Origin of the sequence: Listeria cossartiae subsp. cossartiae (assembly GCF_014224155.1) — a bacterium.
In the GTDB taxonomy this organism is placed as follows: Bacteria; Bacillota; Bacilli; order Lactobacillales; family Listeriaceae; genus Listeria; species Listeria cossartiae.
Genome location: NZ_JAASUI010000001.1, coordinates 1329055 through 1354791 on the forward strand (window position 1 = coordinate 1329055; position 25737 = coordinate 1354791).

A 25737-nucleotide genomic window follows, 5' to 3' on the forward strand; every position below is an offset into this window, starting at 1 on the left:
CCCATTCCTATTTTGTTAGATTTCGATACCTTCCCCAATTTCAAGTACTTTTCCAGCAATACCTTCATCAAGCGATGCAACAAATTGGTGCGCATCTTGCTCAATTAACGGAAATGTATTGTAATGCATTGGAATCACTAATTTTGCTTGTAAAAAGCGTGCTGCAATCGCCGCATCTTCCGGCCCCATGGTAAAATTATCCCCAATCGGCAAGAAAGCAACGTCTAACGGATTTAATTCCCCAATTAATTTCATATCAGAAAATAAACCAGTATCTCCTGCAAAATAAATATTTTTACCTTCTATCGTAAATACAATCCCCGTTGGAAAACCAAGATTGATAATACGTCCATCACGAACAGTCTGCGAACCATGAAAAGCTTGCGTTAACTTCACTTGTCCAAAATCAAACTGTCTTTTCCCACCAATATGCATTGGCGCAATATTCTCCAGACCATCCTCTACCGCTAAAAAGGAAGCCAAATCCGCATTACAAATAACGGTTGCTCCTGAATTTCTAGCGATTTCAACTGTATCACCGACATGATCATCATGCCCATGCGACAGAACGATAAAGTCTGGCATCTGCTCTTCTGCTTTTAAATCACATTTCTTATTACCAGAAATAAATGGATCCACTAAAATAGTTGTATTCCCAGTGATAATTTTAATACAAGACTGACCATGAAATGAAATCTTCATGTTAAAAAACTTCCTTCCCGATTCATTATTCTATGTGTATTATTGTACCACTATTATTATAAACTAATATATAACACCTCGTAAACTAGGAGGTGTTTATTAGCAAAATATTTCCTTCGCATGTTATCATGATAGAGAAATCATTTGGAAAGAAGGTACAATAATGGAAAAAAATATCGATGTCTTACAAAAATGGCTAAAAGACCAAGGTGCCGAAGTAGCATTTTTGACGGACCCAGAGAACATCGCTTACTTCTCAGGTTATCATAGCGAGCCACATGAACGCGTACTTGGTTTAGCTGTTTTCCCTGATAGCGAACCATTTCTATTTACGCCAGCTCTCGAAGTAGAAGATGTACGAGGCGGCGACTGGACGCATCCCGCTTACGGATACAACGATACAGAAAACCCATTTACAATCATTGCAGAAGAAATCAAAAAACGTGTCGCAAACCCAAGCAAATTTGCGATTGAGAAAAAACATATGAGCGTGGACCGCTACGAACAATTAGGCGGGCTATTCTCCGGCAGCTCTTTCATTCCGATTGAACATAAAATCGAACAAATCCGTCTAATTAAAACAGAGGCAGAACTAACCATTTTAAAAGAAGCTGCTTTATTGGCTGATTACGCGGTACAAGTTGGCGTAAACGAGATCGCAGAAGGCAAAACCGAAGCAGAAATCGTAGCCAAAATCGAATATGAAATGAAGAAAAAAGGCGTCACAGCCATGTCATTCGATACAATGGTGCTTACTGGTAAAAATGGCGCCCTGCCCCATGGTACCCCTGGCGAAACAAAAATCAAAAAAGGCGATTTAGTTTTATTTGATTTAGGTGTTGTCCATAAAGGCTATTGCTCTGATATTACGCGTACTGTTGCTTTCGGCGACATTTCCGCTGAACAGAAAAAGATTTACGATACAGTTTTAGAAGCACAAATTGCTGCCGTCGAAAAAGTAAAAGCTGGCGTGAAAGCAAGCGAAATCGATTTAACTGCGAGAAACATTATTCGTGAAGCTGGTTATGGTGATTATTTCCCACATCGTCTTGGTCATGGGCTTGGTGCAAGTGTCCACGAATTTCCTTCTATCACAGAAACAAACCATATGGAGCTTCAAGAAAATATGGTATTTACGATTGAACCAGGTATTTATGTTTCCGGGGTTGCCGGCGTTCGAATTGAAGATGACCTCGTTGTCACCAAAGATGGCGTACAAGTATTAACCGAATTCCCAAAAACATTACAAGTAATCAACTAATAAGAAAAGCGAACTCTCCTCGGGAAAGTTCGCTTTTTATTTAAATCAATTCTTTACTATCTGTATAAGCTAAACCAAGAGAATCTGCCACGGCTTTATACGTAATATGACCTTGATACGTATTTAAACCGCGAAGTAAGAATGGGTCTTTTTTCACTGCTACTTCTAAGCCTTCATTCGCCAGTTTTAACCCGAAAGGTAATGTGGCGTTAGTGAGAGCCAGCGTAGATGTCCGTGGCACTGCTCCTGGCATATTAGCAACGGCATAATGTAGCACGCCATATTTTTCATATGTTGGATCATCGTGGGTCGAAACATGATCCGTTGTTTCAAAAATTCCGCCTTGGTCAATCGCAATGTCGACAAGAACGGAGCCCGGAATCATTTGTTTGATTACATGCTCTTTAACTAATTTTGGCGCTTTTGCCCCAGGAATTAAAACGGCTCCAATTACTAAATCGGCTTTCTTCACGGCAGTTTCGATATTAAAATCGTTTGACATCAACGTTTGTACTTGGTTGCCAAAAATATCATCAAGTTCGCGCAACCGTTTTAAATTCATATCAAGAATAGTCACGTTCGCTCCAAGCCCCACCGCAATTTTGGCTGCATTCGTTCCAGCAATTCCGCCGCCGATAATAACGACCTCACTTTTCTCTACACCAGGTACACCACCAAGAAGCACACCCATCCCACCATTTGTTCTTTGTAGGAATTGAGCACCAATCTGCGCCGCCATTCGTCCAGCAACTTCACTCATCGGTGAAAGCAGCGGCAACGTACGATCTGCAAGTTCTACCGTTTCATACGCGACACTATTCACTTTACTTTGAAGCAAAGCCTTCGCAAGCGTTGGTTCATTCGCTAAATGCAAATAGGTGAAAAGTAATAAGCCTTCTTTAAAATAGTTATACTCTGATGCAATCGGTTCTTTTACTTTTACGACCATATCTACATCCCAAGCTTCTTTAGCTGTCTCCACAATGGTTGCCCCTGCTTCCACAAAATCAGCGTCTTGATAATTAGAGCCAATCCCCGCATCTTTTTCCACGTATACAGTATGACCTGCATTTACATAAGAAAAAACACTTGCCGGGGTCATCGCCACCCTATTCTCGTTATTTTTTATTTCTTTTGGTACGCCGACTAACATCTAAATCACTCTCCTTGACATAGGTATAATAGACTATAAAAGATTTTCTACACCCCCATGCTAACACAATATACCTAAGTTGTAAAAAATTAACTAACTTAAATTCCAACAATTGAATGGGTGAAAATACATACAAAATCTGCTAATAATTAATTTATTTTTCATTTTATGGTTCTTTTAGGAAAAAGAGGGTAAAATATAAGTATAGAAAATACATATATTTTGATTGGAGGAATTAGTATGTTACAACAATACGAAAGAGTTTTAGTAGCAGTTGATGGATCCAAAGAGGCAGAAAGAGCTTTCCAAAAAGCAATTCAAGTGGCTAACCGTAATGACGCGGCGCTTGGTCTTGTCCACGTTATCGATACACGCGCGTTTTCATCTGTAGCCAATTACGATACAAGCATGGCGGACAAAGCTACCGAATATGCGGACGAATTACTTAGTGGCTATAAAGAAGATGCTTTAAAAGCCGGTGTCACAAAAGTAGAAAGCTACATCGAATACGGCTCACCGAAAACAGCTATTACAAAAGAAGCTGCCAAAGCATTCCAAGCAGATTTAATCATGTGTGGTGCGACCGGGCTTAACGCAGTGGAACGTCTACTGATTGGTAGTGTATCTGAATATATTATTCGTCACTCCCCTTGCGACGTGCTTGTCGTACGTAATGATGTTCCTGATTATAAAGAAGAAAAATAACCATAGAAAAAGGCTAGCTCTTTCATAAGAGCTAGCCTTTTTTATCGTTTTTAGCGACTTTGTTTGATTGTTTCTACATCACGAGCAATCATTAATTCTTCGTTTGTAGGGATGATGATAACTTTTACTGGGGAGTGAGGATAGTTAAGGAATCTTTCTTCTCCGCGCACTTGGTTAAGTGCTGGATCCCAGTATACGCCCATGAATTCAAGTCCACGAAGTACTTTTTCACGAATGTAAGAACTATTTTCACCGATACCAGCTGTGAAGATAATCGCATCTACACCGTTCATGCGAGCTGCATAAGAACCAATGTATTTATGGATACGGTCAACGAATACTTGAAGTGCAAGTTCTGCGCGGTCGTTTCCTTTTGCTGCTTCATCTTCTAAATCACGAAGGTCGCTTGAAATACCAGATACACCAAGCATACCGGATTCTTTGTTTAATACATCAAGTACTTGTTCTGCTGTTTTGTCAGTTTTTTCCATGATGAAAGGAATAAGCGCTGGGTCAATGTTACCAGAACGAGTTCCCATAGAAACACCAGCTAGTGGCGTGAATCCCATGGAAGTATCCATTGATTTTCCGCCTTCGATAGCAGCGATACTAGCGCCATTACCAAGGTGACAAGTTAGTAAACGTAACTCTTCTACAGGACGTCCTAAAAGTTCTGCAGCGCGTTCGGATACATATTTATGGCTTGTACCGTGGAAACCATATTTACGGATACCATAGTCTTCATAGTAGCTGTACGGCAAGCTGTAAAGGTAGCTTGCTGGAGGCATTGTTTGGTGGAAAGCTGTATCGAAAACAGCAACCGAAACAACATCCGGTAAAATTTTGCGGAATGCTTTAATACCAGTAACGTTCGCTGGGTTATGAAGCGGCGCAAGTTCAGATAATGCTTCAATATCTTTAATTACTTGGTCATCAATATAAACGGATTCAGGGAATTTTTCTCCACCGTGAACTACGCGGTGACCAATTCCAGTGATTTCATCGTAAGAACCGATAACTTTGTGGTTAATTAATTTTTCAAGTAGCATTTGAACAGCAATTTCATGGTCAGGAATATCAATAATTTCTTTGATTTTTTCTCCGTCTACAGTAATTGTAAAAATAGAATCTTTCAAACCAATTCTTTCTACAATCCCTGCTGTGATAACACGTTCAGATGGCATATCGTATAATTGGAATTTCAGTGAAGAACTTCCGGCGTTAATTGCAATCGTTTTTTCCATTTTGTTTTTGTCAATTCCTTCCATTATTGTTTCCTCTTGAACCAGTTCTCTATTTCCGCTAAAATCGGCGCGGTTACGCTTGGATCCGTTAGTGAAGAGAGATTGGCCAGTAAAACTTCTTTTGGCGGCTTTACATTTACGTCCGCTTTTTGTAAAATCAAGATGCTTTTTCGTGCTTGTTCAGTCTTAAACAGCGTCTCGGGCAATTTAATAATTCCCTCGATATGACCGTTTTTCTTGATAAACTTGTCCACCTTAGCAAAGTCACTAGTCCCAAACATTGCGTCAGGTACCAAGAAGAATAAATATCCTCCTGGTTTTGTGTAGCGCATTCCTTGTTCAATAAACAAGAAATGTGCAAATGAATGCCCTTCTTCACGGCAAAGTTCAAATGTTTTTGCATTTTCATCATCCGGATAATAACCAACTGGCAAATCACTAATTACGACATCGACGGGATCAACTAATAAATTAGCCAGACCATCTTGATGAAGTAACGTCATTTTTTGTCGCTGTAAATCCGCACCTACTAATGCAAGCGAAATAAGCAAATCATCTACATCCACACCACTAGCATGAACTTCCACATTACCTTTTAATTCTAGTTGATTAATCACCGTCGTTAAAAGGTTTGCTGTTCCACAGGCTGGATCCAAAATAGAAACATTTTTCTTCTTTTGAATCACTTTTTCAAGTAAATACGCCACAATAAATCCGATGGAATCTGGTGTCATTTGGTGATTAACTTGAATACCATGTTTCATGCCTTTTAGTAGTGCTAATTGAAGACCTTTGCGGATTTCTTCATTTGAGAAATTCTCAAGTTCGATACTTTCGTAAGACGCTTGTAATTTCAATTGTTTTTCAGAAGACAACTCTTCTTTTTGTAAAACTTCTTTTTGAAACAGATTTTCTCCTGTTTCATAAACCGCTTCCAAATAGCTTATTTCAAGCTCATTTTGCAAGATAATAGCTGTATTATCAAGCACTTGAAATAATTCTTGCGTTGCTTCATTTGCCAAAAGTAACACCTCGAATTTTTATCATTACTAACACCACCAAACATTATACAGTATTTCTAAAGAATGTGAAAGGATTTTCTGTAGTAAAAGATGAAATTCCCATTGGAAATAGTTAATTATAATTAGTACAGTTTATTTTTAGTAGTAATACAGAAAAAAGCCTTCCTAATTCAAAGGAAGGCTTTTAAGATTCATGCTTTTTTCGCTGCTTCAATTGCGGCTTCATAATTTGGATGATTGCTGCCTTCTGGAACTACTTCCGCGTAGACAATCTCTCCTGCTGCATTGACAACAAATACGGAACGCGCTAGCAAGCGAAGTTCTTTCATAATGACACCGTATGCTTCTCCAAAGGAAAGGTCACGGTGATCAGATAAAGTAATTGCATTTGGTAAACCTTCTGCTGCACACCATTTCTTTTGCGCAAATGGTAAATCAACGGAGATAGTTAAGACAACCGTGTTATCTAAATTGCTTGCTTCTTCGTTAAATTTACGCGTTTGTGTGGAACAAACGCTGGTATCAATGGAAGGAACCACGCTGATAAGTCTCACTTTCCCGTCATAATCGTGCAAGGTTACTTCTTCTAAATCTCTGTTAACCACTGTGAAATTGGGCGCTTTGTCGCCTACTTTTCTTTCTGTGCCTACGAGTGTAACTGGATTATGTTTAAATGTTACTTGAGTCATTTTATCTTCCTCCTTTAAATGGACGCTTCTACTCCATTTTAAAGAAGAAGTAAACTATAAGCTATTTTTTTGCTCCATATACCCATTTTTCATCTAGTTCTAAGTAGCCCATGTGTACGACGGATGTTGCTTCAAAAAAGTCAGCAATCCCTTGTTTGTTTGGCGTAAAAGCGCAAACAACGTATAATGGCCAAACAGTTTTTAACACAAATCGCATCGCGCCTTCACGAAATAACACATTGAGCCACGTTAATTTCTTGCCATTTAATTTGATAACACGAAGACCGAATAACATTTTCCCTAAAGTTTGCCCGAAAAATTTCGTTAGTAGCACAAAATATGCGAGAAAAATAATAGTCGTAATTACCCAATAAAATGTGAAGAAGCTGTTATCCATCCCTATGCCAGCAATACGTAAAATCGGATTTATAAGAATTCCTTTTAAGGCCGCTATCGCAATTAAATCGACTAAATAAGCTAAAAATCGAATCCAAAATCCCGCAAAATATTGTTTAGGAATAGCTTCTTCTTTCGGGATGGGCGGCTCATAATGATAGACTTGGCGTTTACTTTCAAAAGCTACATTTTCATGCGTCATTTGCGCCTCTCCTCTCACATTATTCTCCATATAAGTACATCATTCTTGGCGCTTTAAGTGTGCCAGTTAATTTAATTAATTGGGAAATATCCGCATTTTGTCCAGAGATTTTTTGTGCAGCAACCGAAAATAGCGAACTAAAGTCTTCTGGAGCGCTGTATTCGATGACTGTAGCGCCGGACAAACCTTCCTCTTTTTTCAGTGCTTCTAAAGCATCTTCTTGATAGCCAAATGCATCAATTAAGCCAATTTCTTTTGCTTGGCGACCATCGTAAATACGGCCGTCTGCAATTTTACGAACTTGTTCTATCGGCATATCACGGCCTTTTGCAACAACTTTAACGAATTCATTGTAGGAATCATCAATCATCGACTGCATAATTTTCTTCTCGTCTTCCGTCATTGGTCTTGTTCCGCTCATAATATCTTTGTACTCGCCACTTTTAATTGTATTATCTGAAACACCTAGTTTTTTCATTAATTCACTATAGTCATAGCTTTGCATAATAACCCCAAGCGAACCTGTCAGTGTTTCTTTACTCGCGAAAATCTTATCGGCTGGTGCGGAGATATAATAGCCACCTGATGCCGCCATACTCCCCATCGAAACGTAAAATGGAATACCTCGTTCTTTTTTAATTTGTAAAATTTTATCGCGAATTTGTGCGGATTCCATCACGCCGCCACCTGGTGAATTAACATACAAAAGTACCCCTTGGATAAGGTCGTCATTTCTCACTTGTTCTAATTGTTGCATGAAAAGAGAATGATTGTAACCAGCATCACTAAATAAAGTACCAGACTCTCCTGTATCTTGAATAGTTCCGTCTACTGATAATACGGCTATCGTATCCATTCCACCTTCTTCAATTACTGTCTCAGTCAGTTCGCCTGTATCTGCGAATAAACTTTCAGCAAATGTTAGATTGCCCTCTTCCACTGAAGCAAATTGACTTGATGTAAACTTTGCTAATGCACTAACAACCAAAAGCGCACAAACAATTCCTAGTGCAACCCATCTTTTAGCGTTCATTAAATTCTCCCCTTTTTTCTTTTTATATACAGTAATAATACCAGTCTCTTTTATTTTGTACAAATTTTCTTTTGAATTTGTGCACCTTTTCACTTTTTTATAGATGAAGAAAGAAATTGCTTCTAAGTCATGTTATAATAAGTTTGTTGATTAAAATTGGATTCTGGAGGGACAACTAACATGGCAAAAACTATTTTTTATTTTTCCTATCGCAAAACCGAAGAACTACATGCAAAAGCAAAAGAATTGAAGAAAATTACGACTGATTATGGATATGAATTAACAGACGACTATCAAAAAGCGAACGTTATCATCAGTATTGGTGGCGATGGTGCTTTTCTTAAATCCGTAAGAGAAACTGGCTTCCGTCAAGATTGTTTATATGCAGGGATTGCACTAACCGAACAATTAGGTCAATACTGTGATTTTCATATTAATCAATTGGATGAAATCATCAAAGCAGCTATTGAAGATCGTTGGTTAGTACGTCGTTACCCAACTATTTATGGAACAGTTAATAACACCAAAGCATTTTATGTATTGAATGAATTTAACATTCGTTCTTCTATCATCAGAACACTTACGATGGATCTGTATATTAATGATTCTCACTTTGAAACGTTCCGCGGTGATGGAATGGTTATTTCGACACCAACAGGAAGTACTGCTTATAATAAATCAGTCAATGGTTCTATCGTGGACCCACTTCTTCCATCTATGCAAGTAAGTGAACTGGCTTCTATAAACAACAACAAATTCCGTACGCTTGGCTCTTCTTTCATCCTTAGTCCAAAACGTAAACTACGTATTGAGATTTCGTCTGAAGAAGGAAATAACGAGTTCCCAATGATTGGAATGGACAGCGAAGCACTAAGCATTCAACACGTTCATGAAGTAAACTTAGAAGTAGGCGACCGTTTTATCAATATTATCAAACTACCTAAGAATTCTTTCTGGGATAAAGTGAAACGTAATTTCTTATAAAAGATTAACAAATCAATATTATTTTAAAAGCGTAGTATGCCGAGAAATCCTCGAAATACTACGCTTTTTATTATTTAGATTCTTTTTCTAATTCAAGATAAAAATTCTCCATTTTTCTTGTTCTCCTATTTTTAAAGTAGTGTATAGCTATTAAAACAACCACTACACTTAGAATGAATAAACTAGACATTAGCAATCTGAAATTTCTTTCGATAATAATATTATTCAGTTCTTTTTCTTTCAATTCATTTAACAAGAAATTATACTGAACACGATTTTTTTCAACTTCCTTAACAACTCCATCCGTCTTAATTCCAAGTTCCTGTTCCATTCTTTCATTTGACTTAAAGGTCCCATTTTTAATTGGAATATCGTATATTGTTCTTTCATTTAGGGGTTTTGAATTTAAATCTATATTTTCCCAAACATGAAGTGTTCCGTTCTTATCAATAGGCGATTGTACTTCCATTCTATTTTCGAGTTTTGTTGAAAAGAGAATCATGGCATGCGTATTCCTTTTTTTCTATGACCGTATTCAATATATCATCTCGTTTATCAGCGACTTGAGTTTGCACACTATAATTATTCAACTGCAAACTATTATGACCACTTTCTTGATTAAACTCAAATTCAATATTCGAATTCATGCTTTTCCACTTTTTATCAAACTTAGTCTGTAAAAAATATCTGCTCTGTTCTTCTAAACTAGCATTTTTCAACCAAACTGAAAATGTTATAGGATGGTAATTATACATACAAAGAACAGATAAAATACATACTGTTCCCAACGTTATCATGATTATTTTCTTTTTCATCATTTTCTCTCTACTTTTGCGATAACTTCTCTTAGTCTTCGTATTTTTTCTTGTTGTCCGGCGATGGATTGTTGTAGACTAACAATTTCAGCATCATATTTCGACATTCTTTCCACCTTCTTCTTTATATTGTGTATTCATTCACTATAACGATTATAACTAATTGTGAAAAGAGGTGCAATAACTTATCACAAACATAAAAATATTACATTTAAAAGAGACGTAAAACATACGCCTCTTCTCAAAATTATGAAGTCTTCCTTGCTTCTTATGCTAGACTTTTTTATTTTGCCTCCAAAATTGCTGCGAGTAATGCTTTTTGCGCATGGAGTCTATTTCCCGCTTGTTGATAAATGACCGAGTGATCGCCATCAATAATTTCCGTTGTTACTTCTTCTTCCCGGTGTGCTGGTAAGCAATGTAAAAAATGGTAATCAGGCTTAGCAAAACTAACTAGTTCTGCGTTTACTTGATATTTCTCACCAAAATCCGCTAATCTTTTTGCATTTTCATCTTCTTGTCCCATGCTTGTCCAAACATCCGTATAAATGAAGTCTGCATCCGTAACCGCCAATTTCGAATCCTCGGTTACAAAAATGGTAGCACCACTTTTCTCAGCCAATTTTTCTGCAGTAGCGAGAATTGTTTCGTCAACCTCATAGCCTTTTGGCATTGCAAGGCGGATATCCAAGCCGACCATCGCGCTGGCTAAAAGCAGTGAATGGCAAACATTGTTCCCGTCACCAATATAAGCTAGCTTGATGCCGTCCAACTGATCTTTCCATTCATAAATCGTCATTAAATCCGCTAACGCCTGACATGGATGATGTAAGTCAGTTAAACCATTAATAATCGGAATTTCCGCATGATATGCCAGTTCTTCCACTTTCTCATGGCTAAATGTCCGAATCATAATCGCGTCAATATATTCTGACATCACATGTGCTGTATCTTTAATTGGCTCACCGCGACCGATTTGCAACTCCTTGGAACTCATCACGATCGCTTGGCCACCTAGTTGCAAAATCCCCGCTTCAAAAGAAACCCGCGTTCTAGTAGAAGGTTTGTCAAAAATCATTCCTAAAATCTTCCCACTTAAAATATGGCTATAATGCGCCGGGTTCGTTTTCATCGCCACAGCTAACTTTATTATATCCGTCAATTCCTCTTTATCCCATTCCAGCAAACTGAGCATATCTTTGCCCACTGTATTGTTTTTGGCATACATCGTCATCCCTCTTCACTCCCAATCAATTGGTTTTCCAAAACGTTTTTCAATAAAGTAACTGCTCGATCGATTTCTTCATAACTTACGGTTAAAGGTGGCAAAATCCGCAGTACATTTGGCCCAGCTGTTAGTATTAATAAGCCTTGCTCGCGTAATTCCGAAACAACTGGTTCTGCTGCAGTTTCCAGTTCTATTCCGATAAGAAAACCTTCGCCGCGAATGTCTGAAACGTTATCCAATAGCTCAAAATGTTCTTCTAGTAGATTTCTAAAATAATCCGATTTGGCATTCACTTCTTCTAAAAATCCCGCTTGTTTCACGGTTAACAAGATTTCTTTCGCAGCTGCAAGCGCTAATTTATTCCCCCCAAAAGTTGATCCGTGACTCCCCGGCCCAAAAGCGCTACTTAGGTAAGATTTTCCAACCATTGCTCCAATCGGCAAGCCATTTCCAAGCCCTTTTGCTAACGTGAAAATATCTGGGTCTAAGCCAATTTGTTCGAAGCCATAAAGCGTGCCCGTTCGACCTAATCCGGTTTGAACTTCATCGATAATGAGTAATACACCCAATTTTTTACAAAGCATTTGAACTTCTAGCAACCATGCGGCATTTGCTGGGATGACGCCACCTTCTCCTTGAATGACCTCTAGCATGACAGCCGCTGTATTTTCGTCTATTTCTTCCCGAAAAGCCTTGCTATCATTGTAAGGAACATAGGTAAAACCGGGAACAAGTCCGCCGAAACCTTGATGGATTTTCGCTTGTCCTGTTGCTGACATCGAACCAAATGTGCGGCCATGGAAAGATTTTTCAAATGTAATGATTTTTTCCTTGCCGGTATATTTTCTCCCTAGTTTGAGAGCCGCTTCATTCGCTTCTGTACCGCTATTGCAAAAGAAAACTAGTCGCTCTTCTCCAGTTGTAATTAATTCTGCAACACTATCTTGCAAAGCACATTCGTATAAATTCGAGGTGTGCCAAACTTTTGCTAATTGTTGCTGGATAGCTTCTGTCACATTTTCAGGGCAATGGCCTAGGTTGCAAACCGCAATTCCACTCGTAAAATCAAGGTAAGTTTGACCAGCTGCATCTGTGACGATGGTTCCAGAGCCTTTGACTAAATCAATAGGAAATCTATTATACGTAGGAAAAACATGTTTCATCCAATCGCCACCTTACTTTTTATTTTTGTGCCCGTTGCTTGAAGGGAATCTGTAATAATTACTTGACCAACACCGTTTTCAGCAGCAAAAGCGGCACTTGCTAATTTTGGTATCATCCCGCCTTGTATTATGCCCGTTGTTTGTAATTCGTCCATTTCTGCGGTTGCTATTTCGCTAATGATTTCTGCTCCATTTTTCACGCCTGGTACGTCCGTTAATAGGTAAAGGGCTTCTGCGTTTAGCGCGCTAGCTACTTCACAGGCGGCTGTATCGGCGTTGACATTTAGCCAATCATGTTCGCTATTTATTCCAAGCGGCGCGATGACCGTGATGATATTTTTACCAAGTAGTTGTTCGATTAAGTCCGTTTTTACTTTGGTAATTTTACCAACAAAGCCGAGGTCTGTGTCGCTCAACTGTTCTGCCTCGAGTAAACCTGTATCGCCAGCATTTAAGCCAATCACGGGAATAGCTCTTTTTTGAAAAGCGGTTGTGATGGCTGGTTGAACTTGGCCGATTAAAACCATTTTTGTCACTTCAAGAGCTTGTTTATTCGTGATTCGCAAGCCGTTCTTCGTTTCGACCGGAATATTGAGGGCCTCCATCATTTTGGATATATAATGACCACCGCCATGAACAAGGACGATTTTTTTACCCTCGGCTTGCCATGTTGTAATTTGTTGGAAGAAACTTTCTGTTAAATTATCACTTGCGACACCGCCTAATTTAATGACAATTGTATTCTTCATGCGTAGCCCTCCTTACGTCCGGTAACAAGCATTGATTTTGACGTATTCATAACTTAAATCGCAACCCCATGCCGTTCCTGACTCAAGACCGATATGAAGATCGACTTCGATAACAATATGCTCCTCTTCCAAATAAGCATCTAGCGCTTGCTGGTTAAAAATAGTTTGGCTGCTATGATTCAGAATTTCAATCCCGCCAATTTTAATCGTAATGTTATCCGGGGCAAAGCGACCACCCGAGTACCCAATCGCGCAAATAATCCGGCCCCAGTTACCATCTCCGCCAAAAGCCGCCGTTTTCACCAAGCTGGAAGATACGATTTTCTTCGCAATCATTCTGGCATCTTCTGTTTTAGTAGCGCCATTTACTTGGACCTCGATAAGTTTCGTCGCGCCTTCCCCGTCACGCGCAATGCTTTTAGCAAGATGCTCTGTTACCGCTTGAAACATATCCGCAAATTTGGCAAAATCGGCTGTTCCTTCTTGAATTAGTGGATTTTGCGCGCAACCATTCGCCATCACTACTACCATATCGTTTGTCGAAGTGTCGCCATCCACGGTTATTTGATTGAAAGTTTTATCTACTTTTATTTTTAATAATTTTTGCAATAATTCAGCTGGAATGGCGGCATCGGTCGTAATAAAGGCGAGCATCGTCGCCATATTAGGATGAATCATTCCCGATCCCTTCGCCACACCCGACATCGTTACCGTTTCACCACCGATTTCCGTTTGAAAACTAATTTGCTTTTGAAACGTATCCGTTGTTAAAATTGCTTCTTCAAAATCGGCCGCATTTCCGGTGTTTTTTTCCAGCATATCGATTCCCGCGATGATTTTGTCCATCGGTAGCATGTCACCAATAATCCCGGTCGAAGCAACCGCAACAGACTCTAACGGAATTGCCAGATTTTCTGCCGTTTTCGCCCGCATTGCTAGTGCATCTAACATTCCTTGATTGCCTGTACATGCATTGGCATTGCCACTATTCACAATAATCGCTTGCAACTCGGCGCTATTTTGAAAAGAATCTTTCGTCACAAAAATCGGCGCGGCTTGCATTTGGTTCATCGTATAAACAGCAGCAGAATTTGCTGGGACTTCGGAATAAATCCATCCGATATCATTTCGTTTTCTTTTCAGCCCAGCATGTTTTCCGTCCGCATAAAAACCTTTTGGCGAGGCGATGTTTCCTTTAATAAGTTTCATTTTACTTTTCCCCTTTCACGGATACACTGGAATAAATCCTAATCCGTCACTCTCAGCAAAATTCGCCATGATATTCAAATTTTGAATCGCTTGACCAGCCGCTCCTTTGACTAAATTATCAATCACGGAAACGATGGTAATGACATTCGTTTTTTCGTTATAAGCAAGACCGATGTCACAGTAATTGGATGCGGTCACTTGTTTCACAGTTGGATAGATATTTTCTGGTTGAATTCGGACAAATGGAGCGTTTTCGTAGGTGGATTCATAAAGGGTATGTAACGCTTTCTGGGTGATTGATTTTTTTGGTTTAACGTAGATGGTTGTGAAGATTCCTCTTGTGATGGGAATTAATGAGGTAGAAAATTGGATTGCTGGGATACTTTCATCCCATTTCGTCAGTTGTTGCATAATTTCTGGAATATGTTGGTGGGAATTCATTTTATACAGAGTCATGTTTTCATTGGTTTCGGTGAAATGTGTGCTTGCGGATGGTACTTTTCCAGCTCCGGAAATGCCTGATTTCGCATCTACAATAATCGATGTTGGATCAATTAGCTGATTTTTCGCGAGTGGTGCTAACCCAAGTAAAGTTGCGGTGGCATAACATCCTGGATTGGCGATAAAAGTCGTTTCTTTATTTTCGCGAAATTCCGCTAACCCATATTCTGCTTTAGCGATGTAGTCTTCAGGCGCCGCGCTTTTCCCGTACCATTTTTCATACAGTCGGCTATCTTTCAACCGAAAATCTCCAGATAAATCAATGACGTTCATTCCTGCATCAACGTATGGTAGTGCGATATCTTTGGCAATTCCTGATGGTGTGGCAATAAAAACCGTTTCGCTTTTTTCAATGATTTCTGTTGGATTTATTTTCTCTAAGGGGCTAGCTTCTAAATCTTTTAAATGCGGATAAAAGTTTGCTAGTGTGGCTGAAGGTGTGGAAAAACTATGTAACGTTGCGATGTCGACAGAAGAATGGTGGTGAAGCAGTCGAATTAACTCAAGTCCGCCGTATCCTGTCGCTCCGATAATGGAAACTTTCATCCTAACCCCTCCCGTTAATTGTTAAATGATACTTTTCATTATAATGATGTATATTTATAATGTCAAATGGTTTTTTATTAATTATTAAAACTGTTTTATGCATCATAAGTTATTTATTATGTATATTATATACAAAAAAACCGTTTATCCTAGCGCGGATAAACGGTTTAATCTTAAAATAAATCAGCAAACTCATCTTTCACTTGTTCCGTTTCAGCAATATTCACGGAAATAGTTTCGATATTGTCTAACGCTTTTGTAATTAAAGCGTCAAAGTCGGTGAAACTTTCGTAATGCTCGATTTTATCTAGTTTTGGTTTTGTTTTTGGTGATGGTGGTGTGAAAATCGTACAGCAGTCTTCAAATGGTTGCACGGATAAATTATACGTATCAATTTTTTGCGCGATTTGAATGATTTCATTTTTATCCATCGAAACAACTGGACGAATGATTGGTGTTGCTGTTACGGCGTTAATTGCTAACATGCTTTCCAATGTTTGGCTGGCTACTTGTCCTAAACTTTCGCCATTAACAATCGCTAAACCATTTCTCTTGCGGCGAAGTTCGTCCGTAATTCGCAGCATCATGCGACGAGTGACAGTCATAATAACACTTTCCGGAATTTGTTGTTTTATAACTTCTTGAATTTCTGTAAATGGAACGATGTGCATTTGTACTTGTCCGCTATATTTAGCTAGTTTTGCCGCTAAATCGATTGCCTTTTGTTTGGCTTGTTCGCTCGTGTATGGTGGGCTATGGAAATGAACTGCTTCAATTTCGACACCACGTTTTTGCGCTAAATATCCAGCAACAGGGCTATCAATCCCACCAGAAAGCATTAGCATCGCACGGCCTGATGAACCAACTGGAAGACCAGCAGCACCAAGAATCGTCCGGCATGATAAAAATACGCCTTCTTTACGTACATCAATGGTTAGTTTTACATCTGGATTTTTGACGTTGACCGTTAAATCCTTGATGTTTTGCAGTACGTATGCTCCAATTTCTTGATTTATTTCATTGGAATCAAGCGGAAACTCGCGGTGGCTACGTCTTGCAGCTACTTTAAATGTCCCGTTTTCTTCATGTGCATCTTGTACTAAAGCAAGTGCTGCTGCTTTTACTTCCTCTAAATCTAAATTAACACGCACAGCTGGGCTAAATGATTGAATCCCGAAAATCGGTTTCAAACGTTCTTCCGCAAGCTGATAATCTGCGCCATTTAAAATAATATACATCCGGTCGCGTTCCCCGTGGATGCGCACTTCCGGTAAATCTTGCATTGCGCGTTTGACATTCTGCGCCAACTTCGTCACAAATTGTTTTCTGTTTTTTCCTTTAGTAGATAACTCTCCGTATCTAATTAACATACGATCAAATTCCAATTTATTTCACCACTTTATTTAGATTTTCAATGATTTCTTGCAGTTTTTGGATAAAAATTTTCGCTTCGGATAAACGGTTTTCAAAAGATAAACTTACTCGTACAGCGCCGATTGCTTCTTCGTCCGTTACCCCCATCGCTTTTAACGTGCTGCTCGCTAGTTTTTGCTTGGAAGAACAAGCGCTAGTTGTTGAAATGTAAATATCTTCTTTTTCTAAGGCGTGAACGAGAATTTCACCGCGATGCCCTTTTGCCGAAAAACAAACGATATGCGGCGCTGCAACACTTTGTTTCGTATGGACAGTCATATCAGGCATTTGCGCAATTTCGGTTAGTAAATAATCACGAATTTCGCTTAATTCTGGTTTGTTAGACTCATTTTCTAGCGTCAACCTCAATGCTTTGGCAAGCGCCACACTTCCCGCTAGATTTTCCGTTCCACTGCGATAGCCCATTTCCTGACCGCCACCAAGAATTTCCGGATGTAAATGCACCTTTTTTCGTTTAAAAAGTACTCCGGTGCCACGTAAAGCATGAAATTTATGCCCGGAAAAAGTCAGCAAATCAATCGCATCCGCATCAAGCGCGAGCGGTATTTTGCCAATCCCCTGAACGAAATCGACATGAAAGAAAGTATGCTCACAATCAGCAAGGATTTCCCCAATCGCGTGTAGCGGTTGAATGCTTCCAACTTCATTATTGACACCCATAATAGACACTAAAATCGTTTCTTCTGTGAGTGCTGCTTGTAATGCCTCTAGCTTGATAACACCATTTTTGTCTACTGGTAAGTATGTTACCGAAAAACCGGATTGCTCCAGTTCTTCCATTACAGCACGGACAGACGGATGTTCAATGCTAGAAGTAATAATATGTTTCCCGCGATTTTTGTAACTATAGGCAAGCCCTTTAATCGCTAAATTATTCCCTTCCGTTCCACCAGATGTAAAAATAATTTCTTCGGGCAAAGCGCCTAACATCGTAGCGATTTGTTTTCTTGATGCATCAAGCAGTTCTTTCGACTTAGCGCCAAAACGATGAAGCGAAGAAGGATTAGCAAAATAGTTACTTGCTACTTTTGTATATGTTTCAAGTACGGCAGCATTTGGCTTGGTTGTCGCACTGTTATCAAAATAAATCATCAAAACGATATTCTCCTCCCCAATATTCCACTCTCCATTTTATCATAATTCCACTACTTTCCAACTACTATTTTCATAAAAAAACAGGATTCCTATAATAATAGAAATACCTGTTTTTACCATTTTATTCGATATCATCGACACTTACTTTGGAAGAGTAAGCTTTTTCGACTTTTTTAAATGCACCTGTTTCGACTTTTTCTAGCGCCGTTACAGCAATTTCCAGTGCTTTCTTATACTGATAATCATTGTAGAAATGGTTTTCTGCCTGTACAAGCTCATCCGCCAGTTCTTTGTTGCGCAACCGGTAACGATTCGCATATTGAATGACATGCTCGACTAAACGAACATTCTCCATCATTTCTTCTGCTTTTTCCGTTAAATGGATTAGGTCTTCTTCGGCAATGCGCCAATCTTGGCTAACCGCCTTCATATTCAATGGTTTTTCTTCTAAGCGTTTCTCCAGCGTATCAATCGACTCACCCATATGTTCACGGAGCGATAAATACTCTTCCGGAAGACCTGGCAAACGTTCTCGTTCCATTTTGCGATCCAGCGTGATAATCGCCCGGCGCATCCGCTCAGCATCATCGCGCGCTTCAAGTTCATCTTTGCGAAGAGAACGTAATTCCTCTGCAAAATTGTCTTGTTCCGCACCAATAGTAATAAGCGCTGCATCGATTTCTTTCATTGTATCTTGTGCAGCAGAGTAAGCAATCTCGCCACTAGCGATTAAAGCAGTCAATTGTTCAAAGTTTTCTTTTGCTTCACTTAATTTCGCGCTTGTTTTTAAATAAATCGCTAAATCGTCTTCCGCAACATGATACGTTTGTTTTACTTCTGTAATTTGTTCTGCAAGTGCATCGGAAACCAGATTTTGACGTTGTAGCTTATCGGAAGTTGGGCTATGATTTTCTTTGACGAAATGACGCGCTTCCGCTTCGTGCTCTAATGCATCATAAAACAATTCGATTTCGTTATGTAATTCTTCTATACCTTGTTCAGCTTCATCTAAATCAAGATTAATTACATTTTGTTTCATTTTATCAATTTGATTTTTCATGCGAGCAATTTCTTTATCTAATTCCATTTGGGCTAAATAATACCCTTTTCGCACCATTTCTTCATAACCAGCTCGAAGTTTATTCATTTCTTCTGGCAATATGGTATCCGTTTCATGCAATAAAGACGGAATTCGTTCCATTTGGGCATCGATAATTTGCATTTCCTTTTGAACGACGATAACGATTTCGCGTGCTTCTAAATGATCCCCTTGGTCCGTTAGTAAATCATAGTTATTTAAGCTTTCGGAAAGGTCATTTAGTTTTGCTTCTACGTAAGGTAACGTTTCCCCTAGCTTAAATCCTCTTGTTAGTACTTCCCGGCGAAGTTCCGCAAATTTTTCTTTCGTTGCGCGACTTTCTTCAGCATTTTTCTCTTCACTAACAAGTAATTCTTTTAGTCCACCAAGAATTTGATCCATTTGCTTTTCAATGACAACAAGCATTTGCTCAATATCATTTTCGGCGTATGTAGCAGAACGGAATTTATAACGATCTGTGTTCATCTCTGCTTCTAACAATACTTCTTCTAAATCAGGAAATAATCTTGTTTCAATTTCATCCCAGGACGAACGCCATGATTCAAAAAGCGCTTCTGTCTGACCTGTTAGTTTTAATTTTTTCACTTTTGAAAGTTCATCAATAACCGGCCGCTCTCTGAGTTTAATCTTTTTCTCTTCTAACTCGTTTATTCTTTGGTAATGTTTTCTTTTTAAAATGTAGCCTGCACTAATGACTGCAATTACTACGATAATAAAGCCGATTAACATGTAGTACATCCAAAATCCTCCCATCAACGTTAACTTGTGAAAGAAAAACAGCCACCTCGTGCTGCTCATACATCTTTTCAATTATGTACATCTTTCCATATGTAGTATATTTTATTCCTCATTTTCAGTTCATTATACACATCTTTTATTTTACCACGATTTCCTTAGAATTACTTGCGTTTAGCGAAAAAAATTTTGACGCAACTAAAATCCACCCTATCCCGAAACAAATTTCCCGAAATCCCTTGCCGTTCATGCTATACTAAAGACATTATTTGAAAAGAAATGTGGGGATATAAAATGATTGAAATCCAAAAAATGACTGGTACAAAAGAAGAAAATTACGCGCTTGCATTAAAACAAGTCCAAGCAATGATTGCTGGCGAACCAAATTTAATTGCCAATTTAAGCAATGTTTCTTCTATATTAAACCAAGCGCTTTCTGATATTAACTGGGTTGGTTTTTATTTACTAGAAAAAGAAACCAATCAATTAGTGCTTGGCCCCTTCCAAGGTCTGCCTGCTTGCATTCGCATTCCCCTTGGTAAAGGTGTATGTGGTTCTGCTGCTGCTGATCAAAAAACGTATATCGTCGAAAATGTCCACGATTTCCCTGGCCATATCGCTTGCGACGCGGCTTCTAATTCAGAAATTGTTCTGCCCATCGTGAAAAATTCAGAGTTGCTTGGTGTACTTGATATCGATAGCCCAAGTCTTAATCGTTTTGATGAAGTAGATCAATTGTGGCTAGAAAAAATCCGTGATGCGATTACTCAAGAAATCAATTGACAAGCGACCAGTAACTATACTATACTGGAAGATGTGTAAAATGCAGCTTGAGTAAAATGAATGAGTGTGTTGTTTACCCCCAGATTTAATTCTGTGGTATATCGCGTAACCGGCGGCTGCTATGGTGATGGTATATGAAGGTAAACTGCCCTGATTAGGTTTTACGTCACGTTTGTTTTATACCAAAAACAAATAAAAGGAGGAGTCTCTTATGGCTCGTTATACAGGTCCAAGCTGGAAAGTTTCCCGTCGTTTAGGAATTTCACTTTCTGGAACAGGTAAAGAATTAGAGCGTCGTCCGTATGCTCCAGGTCAACACGGCCCAACTCAACGTAAAAAAATCTCAGAATATGGTTTGCAACAAGCTGAAAAGCAAAAATTGCGTCATATGTACGGATTAACTGAACGTCAATTCAAAAACACGTTCAACAAAGCTGGTAAATTACAAGGTAAACACGGTGAGAACTTCATGATCTTACTAGAACAACGCCTTGATAACATCGTTTACCGTCTTGGTCTTGCTCGCACTCGTCGTGCAGCTCGTCAACTAGTAAACCATGGCCACATCACTGTAGATGGCAAACGCGTAGATATCCCTTCTTACCAAGTTTCTGTTGGTCAAGTGATCTCTGTTCGTGAAAAATCTGCTAAAAACTCTGCAATCGCTGAAAGCTTAGAAGTTTCAAGCTTCGTGCCTGAATACGTAACTTTCGATGCAGAAAAACTTACTGGTTCACTTAACCGTCTTCCAGAACGTTCTGAACTTGCTGCTGAAATCAACGAAGCATTTATCGTAGAATTCTACAGCCGTTAATTAGAACTAAAAACCTTACAATGCATGGCCTCGGTCGTGTTTGTAAGGTTTTTTTATGCACAAAAAAAGCGCTCATCTTAAAAAACGAGCGCTCCTCCTCTTATTTATAAGAAACTAAGAAGTATTTTTTCTTCCCGCGTCTTACAATTGTAAATTTATTTTCAATCCGGTCAGTTGCATCCATGATTTTTTCTAGATCTTGTTGACGTTCACCGTTAATGTAGATAGCCCCATTACCGACATCTTCACGCGCTTGACGTTTGGAAGGCTCAATACCAAGCGTTACTAGCCAATCTACTAAATTCGCTTCCGCATCTTCTGCTACAAATGTCGGAACATCTTTGAAACCTTGTTCAATTTCATCCGCAGTAAGTGCTTTAACATCCCCACTAAACAATGCTTTTGAAATTTTCAAAGCTTGCTCTAACGCTTCTTCGCTATGCACAAATTTAGTCATTTCAGCTGCTAACGTTTTTTGCGCAGCTCGCAAATGTGGTTCCGTTTCTACTTGTTTCGCCAACTCAGCGATTTCTGCTTCTGTCAAGAAAGTAAAGTATTTCAAGTATTTCACGACATCACGGTCATCTGTGTTAATCCAAAATTGGTAAAACTCATACGGCGTTGTTTTTTCCGGGTTTAACCAAATCGCGCCACCTTCTGATTTACCAAATTTCGTTCCATCCGCTTTCGTTAAAAGTGGAATCGTCAAACCGAACGCCTTCGCATTTTCGCCTTGTTTTTTACGAATTAAGTCAAGCCCAGCAGTAATATTCCCCCACTGGTCACTACCACCAATTTGCAAACGACAATCATTAAATTCATATAAATGATTAAAGTCCATCGCTTGTAAAATTTGGTAAGCAAACTCTGTAAAGGAAATCCCTACTTCTAAACGGCTAGCAACGATATCTTTGGAAAGCATTGTATTTACATTGAATTCTTTTCCGTAATCACGTAAGAAATCAAGAATGCTCACATCTTTCGTCCAATCATAGTTGTTCACCATGCTCGCTGCGGAATCACCTTCAAAATCAAAAATTTTCCCAAGCTGCACGCGTAAACTCTCTACATTTTTGCTAATTTGTTCCATTGATTGTAGTTGACGCTCTTCTTTTTTACCACTTGGATCGCCAATTGTACCTGTTGCGCCACCAACCAAAATAATCGGACGGTGCCCAGCATTTTGGAAACGACGTAAAATCATAAACGGAATTAAGTGCCCAATATGCATCGAATCGCCGGATGGATCAATCCCGCAGTATAAAGAAATTTGCTTTTCTTCTACCCATTTACGTAAACCTTCTTCATCTGTTTGTTGGTAAATGGCTCCGCGCCACTCTAACTCATCAATAATATTCATTTTTCATCATTCTCCTTTTATTTTTGGACATAAAAAACGCCCCTCCGCCAAAAATTTAGCGAAGGGACGTATTAATTAACGTGGTACCACCCTACTTTTAGGAAAAAATCCTACTTCAAAAAATAACGGCTCAACACCGGCCGCGCCATTATCCTGCGCAGCGTGACTCCGGGATGTAATTCGTCCACTCATCTCTACTAGTTTCCACCAACCACTAGCTCTCTAAGAATAAGAATAAGCAACTACTTCGTCCGTTCCTAGTCATTTTCGTTATGAAAAGTATACATACATTTATAACATACCGTCAAAAATGCTGTCAACTCTTTTATTTTTCTTTCGTTGTTCCACGTAGTTTTTCGCTATGTGGTAAAATAACTGTTTTTTCGTCTACTTCTTCGCTTGTCATTAACTTCGTAAGTAAACGCATCGCAACCGCACCAATGTCATATAAAGGTTGTACAATGGTCGAAAGTTGCGGACGTGACATCAATGTTAATTTTGTATTGTTACTTGTCATCACTTCTAAGTCTTCTGGGACGTTGATTCCCGCATCAAGCGCCGCATTCAAGATACCGATAGCTAGTTCATCATCAGCTACTACTACTGCATTTGGTTTTTTAGCCAAGGCACTTAATTCAGCCCAAACTTTTACGCCTGCATTGTAGTTGTATTTTGCTTCAATAATGTAATCTTCCTGGTAAGCAATGCCAGCTGCTTCTAACGCTTCTTTATAACCAGCTAATTTCATTTCACGGTTAACTGGCTCGTTTAGAGAACCACTGACGAAAGCAATTTGCTTATGACCATTCGCTACAAAACGTTGTACGGCTTCTTTCGTCGCTTGTTTGTAATCGATATTAACAGAAGCTAATTTGTTTTCCATATCTACCGCTCCAGCTAATACAACCGGTGCAGGAGAACGATCAAATTCTTCTTGTAATTGTGCTGAAATACGTTCGCCCATGTAAATAATACCGTCCACTTGTTTACCAAGCAGCGTATTTAATACTTGAAGTTCTTTATCCTCATTTTCGTCCGAGTTGCTAAGGATAATGTTGTATTTGTACATCGTTGCAATATCTTCAATCCCACGTGCAAGCTCTGCATAAAACACGTTAGAAATATCTGGAATAATGACGCCAACAGTTGTTGTACGTTTGCTCGCTAGACCTCTAGCTACAGCGTTTGGACGATAACCTAATTGATTAATAACATCCAATACTTTTTTTCTTGTTACTGGTTTAACATTCGGATTGCCGTTAACTACCCGAGATACCGTTGCCATAGAAACGTTCGCTTCACGTGCAACATCATAAATTGTTACATTCATCCCTATTCACTCTCCATATTCATTATTTTAATGGCTCTATCTACCATTGTAAACGGAAACAAACTAGCCTTCCCTTAATAATACGATAAGTTTTTTCGATATGCAATTGTTTTTACTCTTTATTTTCATTTATTTTCATATCAAAACGGCATTGTTTCCTGAAATTTAATACCATTCGTGTATTAGTTGTTATAAGCAAAACAAAAAGCCTTGGAATCCCAAGGCTTTTGCGTATTATTTCGCTTTATGCGGAACCAAATTGCTCGCTAAAATCGCGTTCCAGAACTCTTCAAATTCAGGAATATCCATTTGCTGTGCAGAATCAGATAAAGCAACAGCTGGATCTGGATGAACTTCCGCCATAACGCCGTCTGCTTCGATAGCTAGAGCAGCTTTGGCACATGGAAGTAATAGATCTTTTCGACCAGTAGAATGCGTTACATCGACCATCACTGGTAAATGCGTTTCTTTCTTCAAAATTGGAACAGCAGAAATATCTAATGTGTTTCTTGTCGCTTTTTCGTAAGTGCGGATACCGCGTTCACATAAAATAATTTTGCCATTTCCTTGTGACATAATATATTCAGCAGCACCGATGAATTCTTCAATCGTAGCAGATAAGCCACGTTTTAGAAGAATCGGTTTGTCGACACGACCGGCCGCTTTTAGTAATTCGAAGTTTTGCATGTTTCTTGCACCGATTTGAATGACATCAACATAATCAAGTGCTACTTCGATATCAGCTGGCGTAACGATTTCACTAATAACGCCTAAACCGTATTCATCAGAAACACGTTTTAAAATTTTCAGTCCTTCTAAACCTAATCCTTGGAAGTCATATGGGCTAGTACGAGGTTTAAATGCTCCACCGCGAATAAGTTTTAAGCCTTTTGCTTTAATAGACTCAGCGACTGCAGCAACTTGCTCGTAAGATTCAACCGAACACGGACCGAATACAAATACCGGTTCGCCGTTTCCGATTGGTAAGCCTTTAACAGTAACAATCGTATCTTCTTTTTTATTTTTTCTAGAAACGAGTAGTGCTTTAGAGTGATCATCTTCTTGAAGTTCTAATCCCGCTTTAAAAATTTCTTTAAATAATTTTTGAACCGTACTATCTTCAAAAGGTCCTTCATTTGCTGCAAGAATCGTGTTAAGCATTTCTCTTTCACGCAATGGATCAAAACGAAGAGAACCTTGAGTTCCTTTGATTTTGCCAATTTCTTGTACTAAATTTGCGCGTTTGCTAATTAATTCCAGCAAATCAATATTCAATTGATCCACCTGTGTTCTAAGTTCCTCTAAATTTGTGTTAACCATTTAACTTCCACCCTTCTAAAAATCTGCTCCAAGATTATGTTTCATTATAGAGGAAAACAGATAATTTGTCACGAATCCGCTTTTATACTTAATCGCTTTTAAGCATTAAAGTGAGTAATGTAAAACTAATGTTAACATGTTTTGAAATAAATTACAAGCAGATAA

Annotated in this window: 25 protein-coding genes and 1 other annotated feature; of the genes, 5 read left to right on the top strand and 20 right to left on the bottom strand. The window is 38.9% G+C overall.

The annotated features are described in order from the left end of the window. Positions 1–15 precede the first annotated feature (15 nt). Positions 16–702: a metal-dependent hydrolase gene (locus HCJ30_RS06735; RefSeq protein ID WP_185391479.1), complete on the bottom strand. Its 687-nt coding sequence runs from the start codon at positions 700–702 to the stop codon at positions 16–18. 163 nt (positions 703–865) lie between these two features. Between HCJ30_RS06735 and HCJ30_RS06740 the strand changes: the two genes are divergently transcribed. Further along, the gene (locus HCJ30_RS06740) at positions 866–1963 is read left to right on the top strand and encodes a M24 family metallopeptidase (protein ID WP_185391480.1); all 1098 of its coding nucleotides are present in this window, start codon (positions 866–868) and stop codon (positions 1961–1963) included. A gap of 40 nt (positions 1964–2003) precedes the next feature. On the opposite strand, the gene ald is transcribed toward HCJ30_RS06740, so the two are convergent. Then, positions 2004–3116, bottom strand: a complete 1113-nt coding sequence (gene ald, locus HCJ30_RS06745) for an alanine dehydrogenase (protein WP_185391481.1) — start codon at positions 3114–3116, stop codon at positions 2004–2006. Positions 3117–3356: 240 nt separating this feature from the next. Here ald and HCJ30_RS06750 point away from each other — a divergent pair, with 240 nt between their 5' ends. Beyond that, on the top strand, positions 3357–3821 hold the full coding sequence (locus tag HCJ30_RS06750) for a universal stress protein (RefSeq protein WP_003725993.1): 465 nt from the start codon (positions 3357–3359) through the stop codon (positions 3819–3821). Between the two features lie 50 nt (positions 3822–3871). Here the strand turns inward: HCJ30_RS06750 and HCJ30_RS06755 are convergent, their stop codons facing one another. From HCJ30_RS06755 to sppA, 5 genes are all read right to left on the bottom strand, one after another. After that, positions 3872–5065 (bottom strand): acetate kinase, encoded by a 1194-nt coding sequence (locus HCJ30_RS06755; protein ID WP_185391601.1) that lies wholly within the window; start codon positions 5063–5065, stop codon positions 3872–3874. Positions 5066–5088: 23 nt separating this feature from the next. Continuing rightward, a complete protein-coding gene (locus HCJ30_RS06760; RefSeq protein ID WP_185391482.1) occupies positions 5089–6087 on the bottom strand; it encodes a class I SAM-dependent methyltransferase in 999 nt (332 codons plus the stop codon). Between the two features lie 191 nt (positions 6088–6278). Further along, positions 6279–6776, bottom strand: a complete 498-nt coding sequence (tpx, locus tag HCJ30_RS06765) for a thiol peroxidase (RefSeq protein WP_008947950.1) — start codon at positions 6774–6776, stop codon at positions 6279–6281. Positions 6777–6837: 61 nt separating this feature from the next. Next, positions 6838–7374: an RDD family protein gene (locus tag HCJ30_RS06770; RefSeq protein ID WP_185391483.1), complete on the bottom strand. Its 537-nt coding sequence runs from the start codon at positions 7372–7374 to the stop codon at positions 6838–6840. 19 nt (positions 7375–7393) lie between these two features. After that, positions 7394–8407, bottom strand: coding sequence for a signal peptide peptidase SppA (gene sppA, locus HCJ30_RS06775; RefSeq protein WP_185391484.1), 1014 nt, complete (start codon positions 8405–8407; stop codon positions 7394–7396). A 180-nt stretch (positions 8408–8587) separates the two neighbouring features. Here sppA and HCJ30_RS06780 point away from each other — a divergent pair, with 180 nt between their 5' ends. Next, positions 8588–9391 carry an NAD kinase gene (locus HCJ30_RS06780; RefSeq protein WP_008947953.1) on the top strand — a complete coding sequence of 268 codons (804 nt, stop codon included), beginning with the start codon at positions 8588–8590 and terminating at the stop codon, positions 9389–9391. Between the two features lie 70 nt (positions 9392–9461). On the opposite strand, the gene HCJ30_RS06785 is transcribed toward HCJ30_RS06780, so the two are convergent. The 10 genes from HCJ30_RS06785 to ezrA all read right to left on the bottom strand — a co-directional run bounded on the left by HCJ30_RS06785 (position 9462) and on the right by ezrA (position 19968). Further along, the gene (locus HCJ30_RS06785) at positions 9462–9860 is read right to left on the bottom strand and encodes a hypothetical protein (protein ID WP_260444418.1); all 399 of its coding nucleotides are present in this window, start codon (positions 9858–9860) and stop codon (positions 9462–9464) included. A gap of 1 nt (position 9861) precedes the next feature. After that, positions 9862–10209, bottom strand: coding sequence for a hypothetical protein (locus HCJ30_RS06790; RefSeq protein ID WP_185391485.1), 348 nt, complete (start codon positions 10207–10209; stop codon positions 9862–9864). A 280-nt stretch (positions 10210–10489) separates the two neighbouring features. Continuing rightward, positions 10490–11440, bottom strand: coding sequence for an ornithine carbamoyltransferase (gene argF, locus HCJ30_RS06795; protein ID WP_185391486.1), 951 nt, complete (start codon positions 11438–11440; stop codon positions 10490–10492). After that, positions 11437–12597 carry an acetylornithine transaminase gene (gene argD, locus HCJ30_RS06800; protein ID WP_185391487.1) on the bottom strand — a complete coding sequence of 387 codons (1161 nt, stop codon included), beginning with the start codon at positions 12595–12597 and terminating at the stop codon, positions 11437–11439. Before argD ends, argF begins: the two co-directional genes overlap by 4 nt. Beyond that, positions 12594–13346, bottom strand: coding sequence for an acetylglutamate kinase (gene argB / locus HCJ30_RS06805; protein ID WP_185391488.1), 753 nt, complete (start codon positions 13344–13346; stop codon positions 12594–12596). Before argB ends, argD begins: the two co-directional genes overlap by 4 nt. Before the next feature lie 12 nt (positions 13347–13358). Beyond that, a complete protein-coding gene (argJ, locus tag HCJ30_RS06810) occupies positions 13359–14555 on the bottom strand; it encodes a bifunctional glutamate N-acetyltransferase/amino-acid acetyltransferase ArgJ (protein ID WP_185391489.1) in 1197 nt (398 codons plus the stop codon). 15 nt (positions 14556–14570) lie between these two features. After that, on the bottom strand, positions 14571–15602 hold the full coding sequence (gene argC, locus HCJ30_RS06815) for an N-acetyl-gamma-glutamyl-phosphate reductase (RefSeq protein ID WP_185391490.1): 1032 nt from the start codon (positions 15600–15602) through the stop codon (positions 14571–14573). Positions 15603–15775: 173 nt separating this feature from the next. Then, positions 15776–16987, bottom strand: a complete 1212-nt coding sequence (gene thiI, locus HCJ30_RS06820) for a tRNA uracil 4-sulfurtransferase ThiI (RefSeq protein WP_185391491.1) — start codon at positions 16985–16987, stop codon at positions 15776–15778. Position 16988: 1 nt separating this feature from the next. Beyond that, complete coding sequence (locus HCJ30_RS06825; RefSeq protein ID WP_185391603.1) at positions 16989–18128, bottom strand: cysteine desulfurase family protein; 1140 nt, start codon at positions 18126–18128, stop codon at positions 16989–16991. 124 nt (positions 18129–18252) lie between these two features. Continuing rightward, entirely contained in the window at positions 18253–19968 is a 1716-nt protein-coding gene (gene ezrA / locus HCJ30_RS06830; protein ID WP_185391492.1) for a septation ring formation regulator EzrA, read from the bottom strand. A 291-nt stretch (positions 19969–20259) separates the two neighbouring features. Between ezrA and msrC the strand changes: the two genes are divergently transcribed. Both msrC and rpsD read left to right on the top strand, forming a co-directional pair. Then, a complete protein-coding gene (gene msrC, locus HCJ30_RS06835; RefSeq protein ID WP_185391493.1) occupies positions 20260–20748 on the top strand; it encodes a free L-methionine (R)-S-oxide reductase MsrC in 489 nt (162 codons plus the stop codon). Between the two features lie 211 nt (positions 20749–20959). Beyond that, complete coding sequence (gene rpsD, locus HCJ30_RS06840; RefSeq protein WP_003723325.1) at positions 20960–21562, top strand: 30S ribosomal protein S4; 603 nt, start codon at positions 20960–20962, stop codon at positions 21560–21562. A gap of 100 nt (positions 21563–21662) precedes the next feature. On the opposite strand, the gene tyrS is transcribed toward rpsD, so the two are convergent. The 3 genes from tyrS to HCJ30_RS06855 all read right to left on the bottom strand — a co-directional run bounded on the left by tyrS (position 21663) and on the right by HCJ30_RS06855 (position 25572). Further along, positions 21663–22922: a tyrosine--tRNA ligase gene (gene tyrS / locus HCJ30_RS06845; RefSeq protein ID WP_185391494.1), complete on the bottom strand. Its 1260-nt coding sequence runs from the start codon at positions 22920–22922 to the stop codon at positions 21663–21665. A gap of 59 nt (positions 22923–22981) precedes the next feature. Continuing rightward, positions 22982–23190 (bottom strand) — a binding site (T-box leader). Between the two features lie 57 nt (positions 23191–23247). After that, the gene (gene ccpA, locus HCJ30_RS06850) at positions 23248–24252 is read right to left on the bottom strand and encodes a catabolite control protein A (protein WP_185391495.1); all 1005 of its coding nucleotides are present in this window, start codon (positions 24250–24252) and stop codon (positions 23248–23250) included. A 234-nt stretch (positions 24253–24486) separates the two neighbouring features. Continuing rightward, on the bottom strand, positions 24487–25572 hold the full coding sequence (locus tag HCJ30_RS06855) for a bifunctional 3-deoxy-7-phosphoheptulonate synthase/chorismate mutase (protein WP_185391496.1): 1086 nt from the start codon (positions 25570–25572) through the stop codon (positions 24487–24489). Positions 25573–25737 lie beyond the last annotated feature (165 nt).

Coding starts and splice junctions, on each gene's coding strand:
- HCJ30_RS06735 (WP_185391479.1), bottom strand. CDS start 702: ATGAAGATTTCATTTCATGGTCAGTCTTGTATTAAAATTATCACTGGG.
- HCJ30_RS06740 (WP_185391480.1), top strand. CDS start 866: ATGGAAAAAAATATCGATGTCTTACAAAAATGGCTAAAAGACCAAGGT.
- ald (WP_185391481.1), bottom strand. CDS start 3,116: ATGTTAGTCGGCGTACCAAAAGAAATAAAAAATAACGAGAATAGGGTG.
- HCJ30_RS06750 (WP_003725993.1), top strand. CDS start 3,357: ATGTTACAACAATACGAAAGAGTTTTAGTAGCAGTTGATGGATCCAAA.
- HCJ30_RS06755 (WP_185391601.1), bottom strand. CDS start 5,065: ATGGAAAAAACGATTGCAATTAACGCCGGAAGTTCTTCACTGAAATTC.
- tpx (WP_008947950.1), bottom strand. CDS start 6,776: ATGACTCAAGTAACATTTAAACATAATCCAGTTACACTCGTAGGCACA.
- HCJ30_RS06770 (WP_185391483.1), bottom strand. CDS start 7,374: ATGACGCATGAAAATGTAGCTTTTGAAAGTAAACGCCAAGTCTATCAT.
- sppA (WP_185391484.1), bottom strand. CDS start 8,407: ATGAACGCTAAAAGATGGGTTGCACTAGGAATTGTTTGTGCGCTTTTG.
- HCJ30_RS06780 (WP_008947953.1), top strand. CDS start 8,588: ATGGCAAAAACTATTTTTTATTTTTCCTATCGCAAAACCGAAGAACTA.
- HCJ30_RS06785 (WP_260444418.1), bottom strand. CDS start 9,860: ATGGAAGTACAATCGCCTATTGATAAGAACGGAACACTTCATGTTTGG.
- HCJ30_RS06790 (WP_185391485.1), bottom strand. CDS start 10,209: ATGATGAAAAAGAAAATAATCATGATAACGTTGGGAACAGTATGTATT.
- argF (WP_185391486.1), bottom strand. CDS start 11,440: ATGACGATGTATGCCAAAAACAATACAGTGGGCAAAGATATGCTCAGT.
- argD (WP_185391487.1), bottom strand. CDS start 12,597: ATGAAACATGTTTTTCCTACGTATAATAGATTTCCTATTGATTTAGTC.
- argB (WP_185391488.1), bottom strand. CDS start 13,346: ATGAAGAATACAATTGTCATTAAATTAGGCGGTGTCGCAAGTGATAAT.
- argJ (WP_185391489.1), bottom strand. CDS start 14,555: ATGAAACTTATTAAAGGAAACATCGCCTCGCCAAAAGGTTTTTATGCG.
- argC (WP_185391490.1), bottom strand. CDS start 15,602: ATGAAAGTTTCCATTATCGGAGCGACAGGATACGGCGGACTTGAGTTA.
- HCJ30_RS06825 (WP_185391603.1), bottom strand. CDS start 18,128: ATGATTTATTTTGATAACAGTGCGACAACCAAGCCAAATGCTGCCGTA.
- ezrA (WP_185391492.1), bottom strand. CDS start 19,968: ATGTACTACATGTTAATCGGCTTTATTATCGTAGTAATTGCAGTCATT.
- msrC (WP_185391493.1), top strand. CDS start 20,260: ATGATTGAAATCCAAAAAATGACTGGTACAAAAGAAGAAAATTACGCG.
- rpsD (WP_003723325.1), top strand. CDS start 20,960: ATGGCTCGTTATACAGGTCCAAGCTGGAAAGTTTCCCGTCGTTTAGGA.
- tyrS (WP_185391494.1), bottom strand. CDS start 22,922: ATGAATATTATTGATGAGTTAGAGTGGCGCGGAGCCATTTACCAACAA.
- ccpA (WP_185391495.1), bottom strand. CDS start 24,252: ATGAATGTAACAATTTATGATGTTGCACGTGAAGCGAACGTTTCTATG.
- HCJ30_RS06855 (WP_185391496.1), bottom strand. CDS start 25,572: ATGGTTAACACAAATTTAGAGGAACTTAGAACACAGGTGGATCAATTG.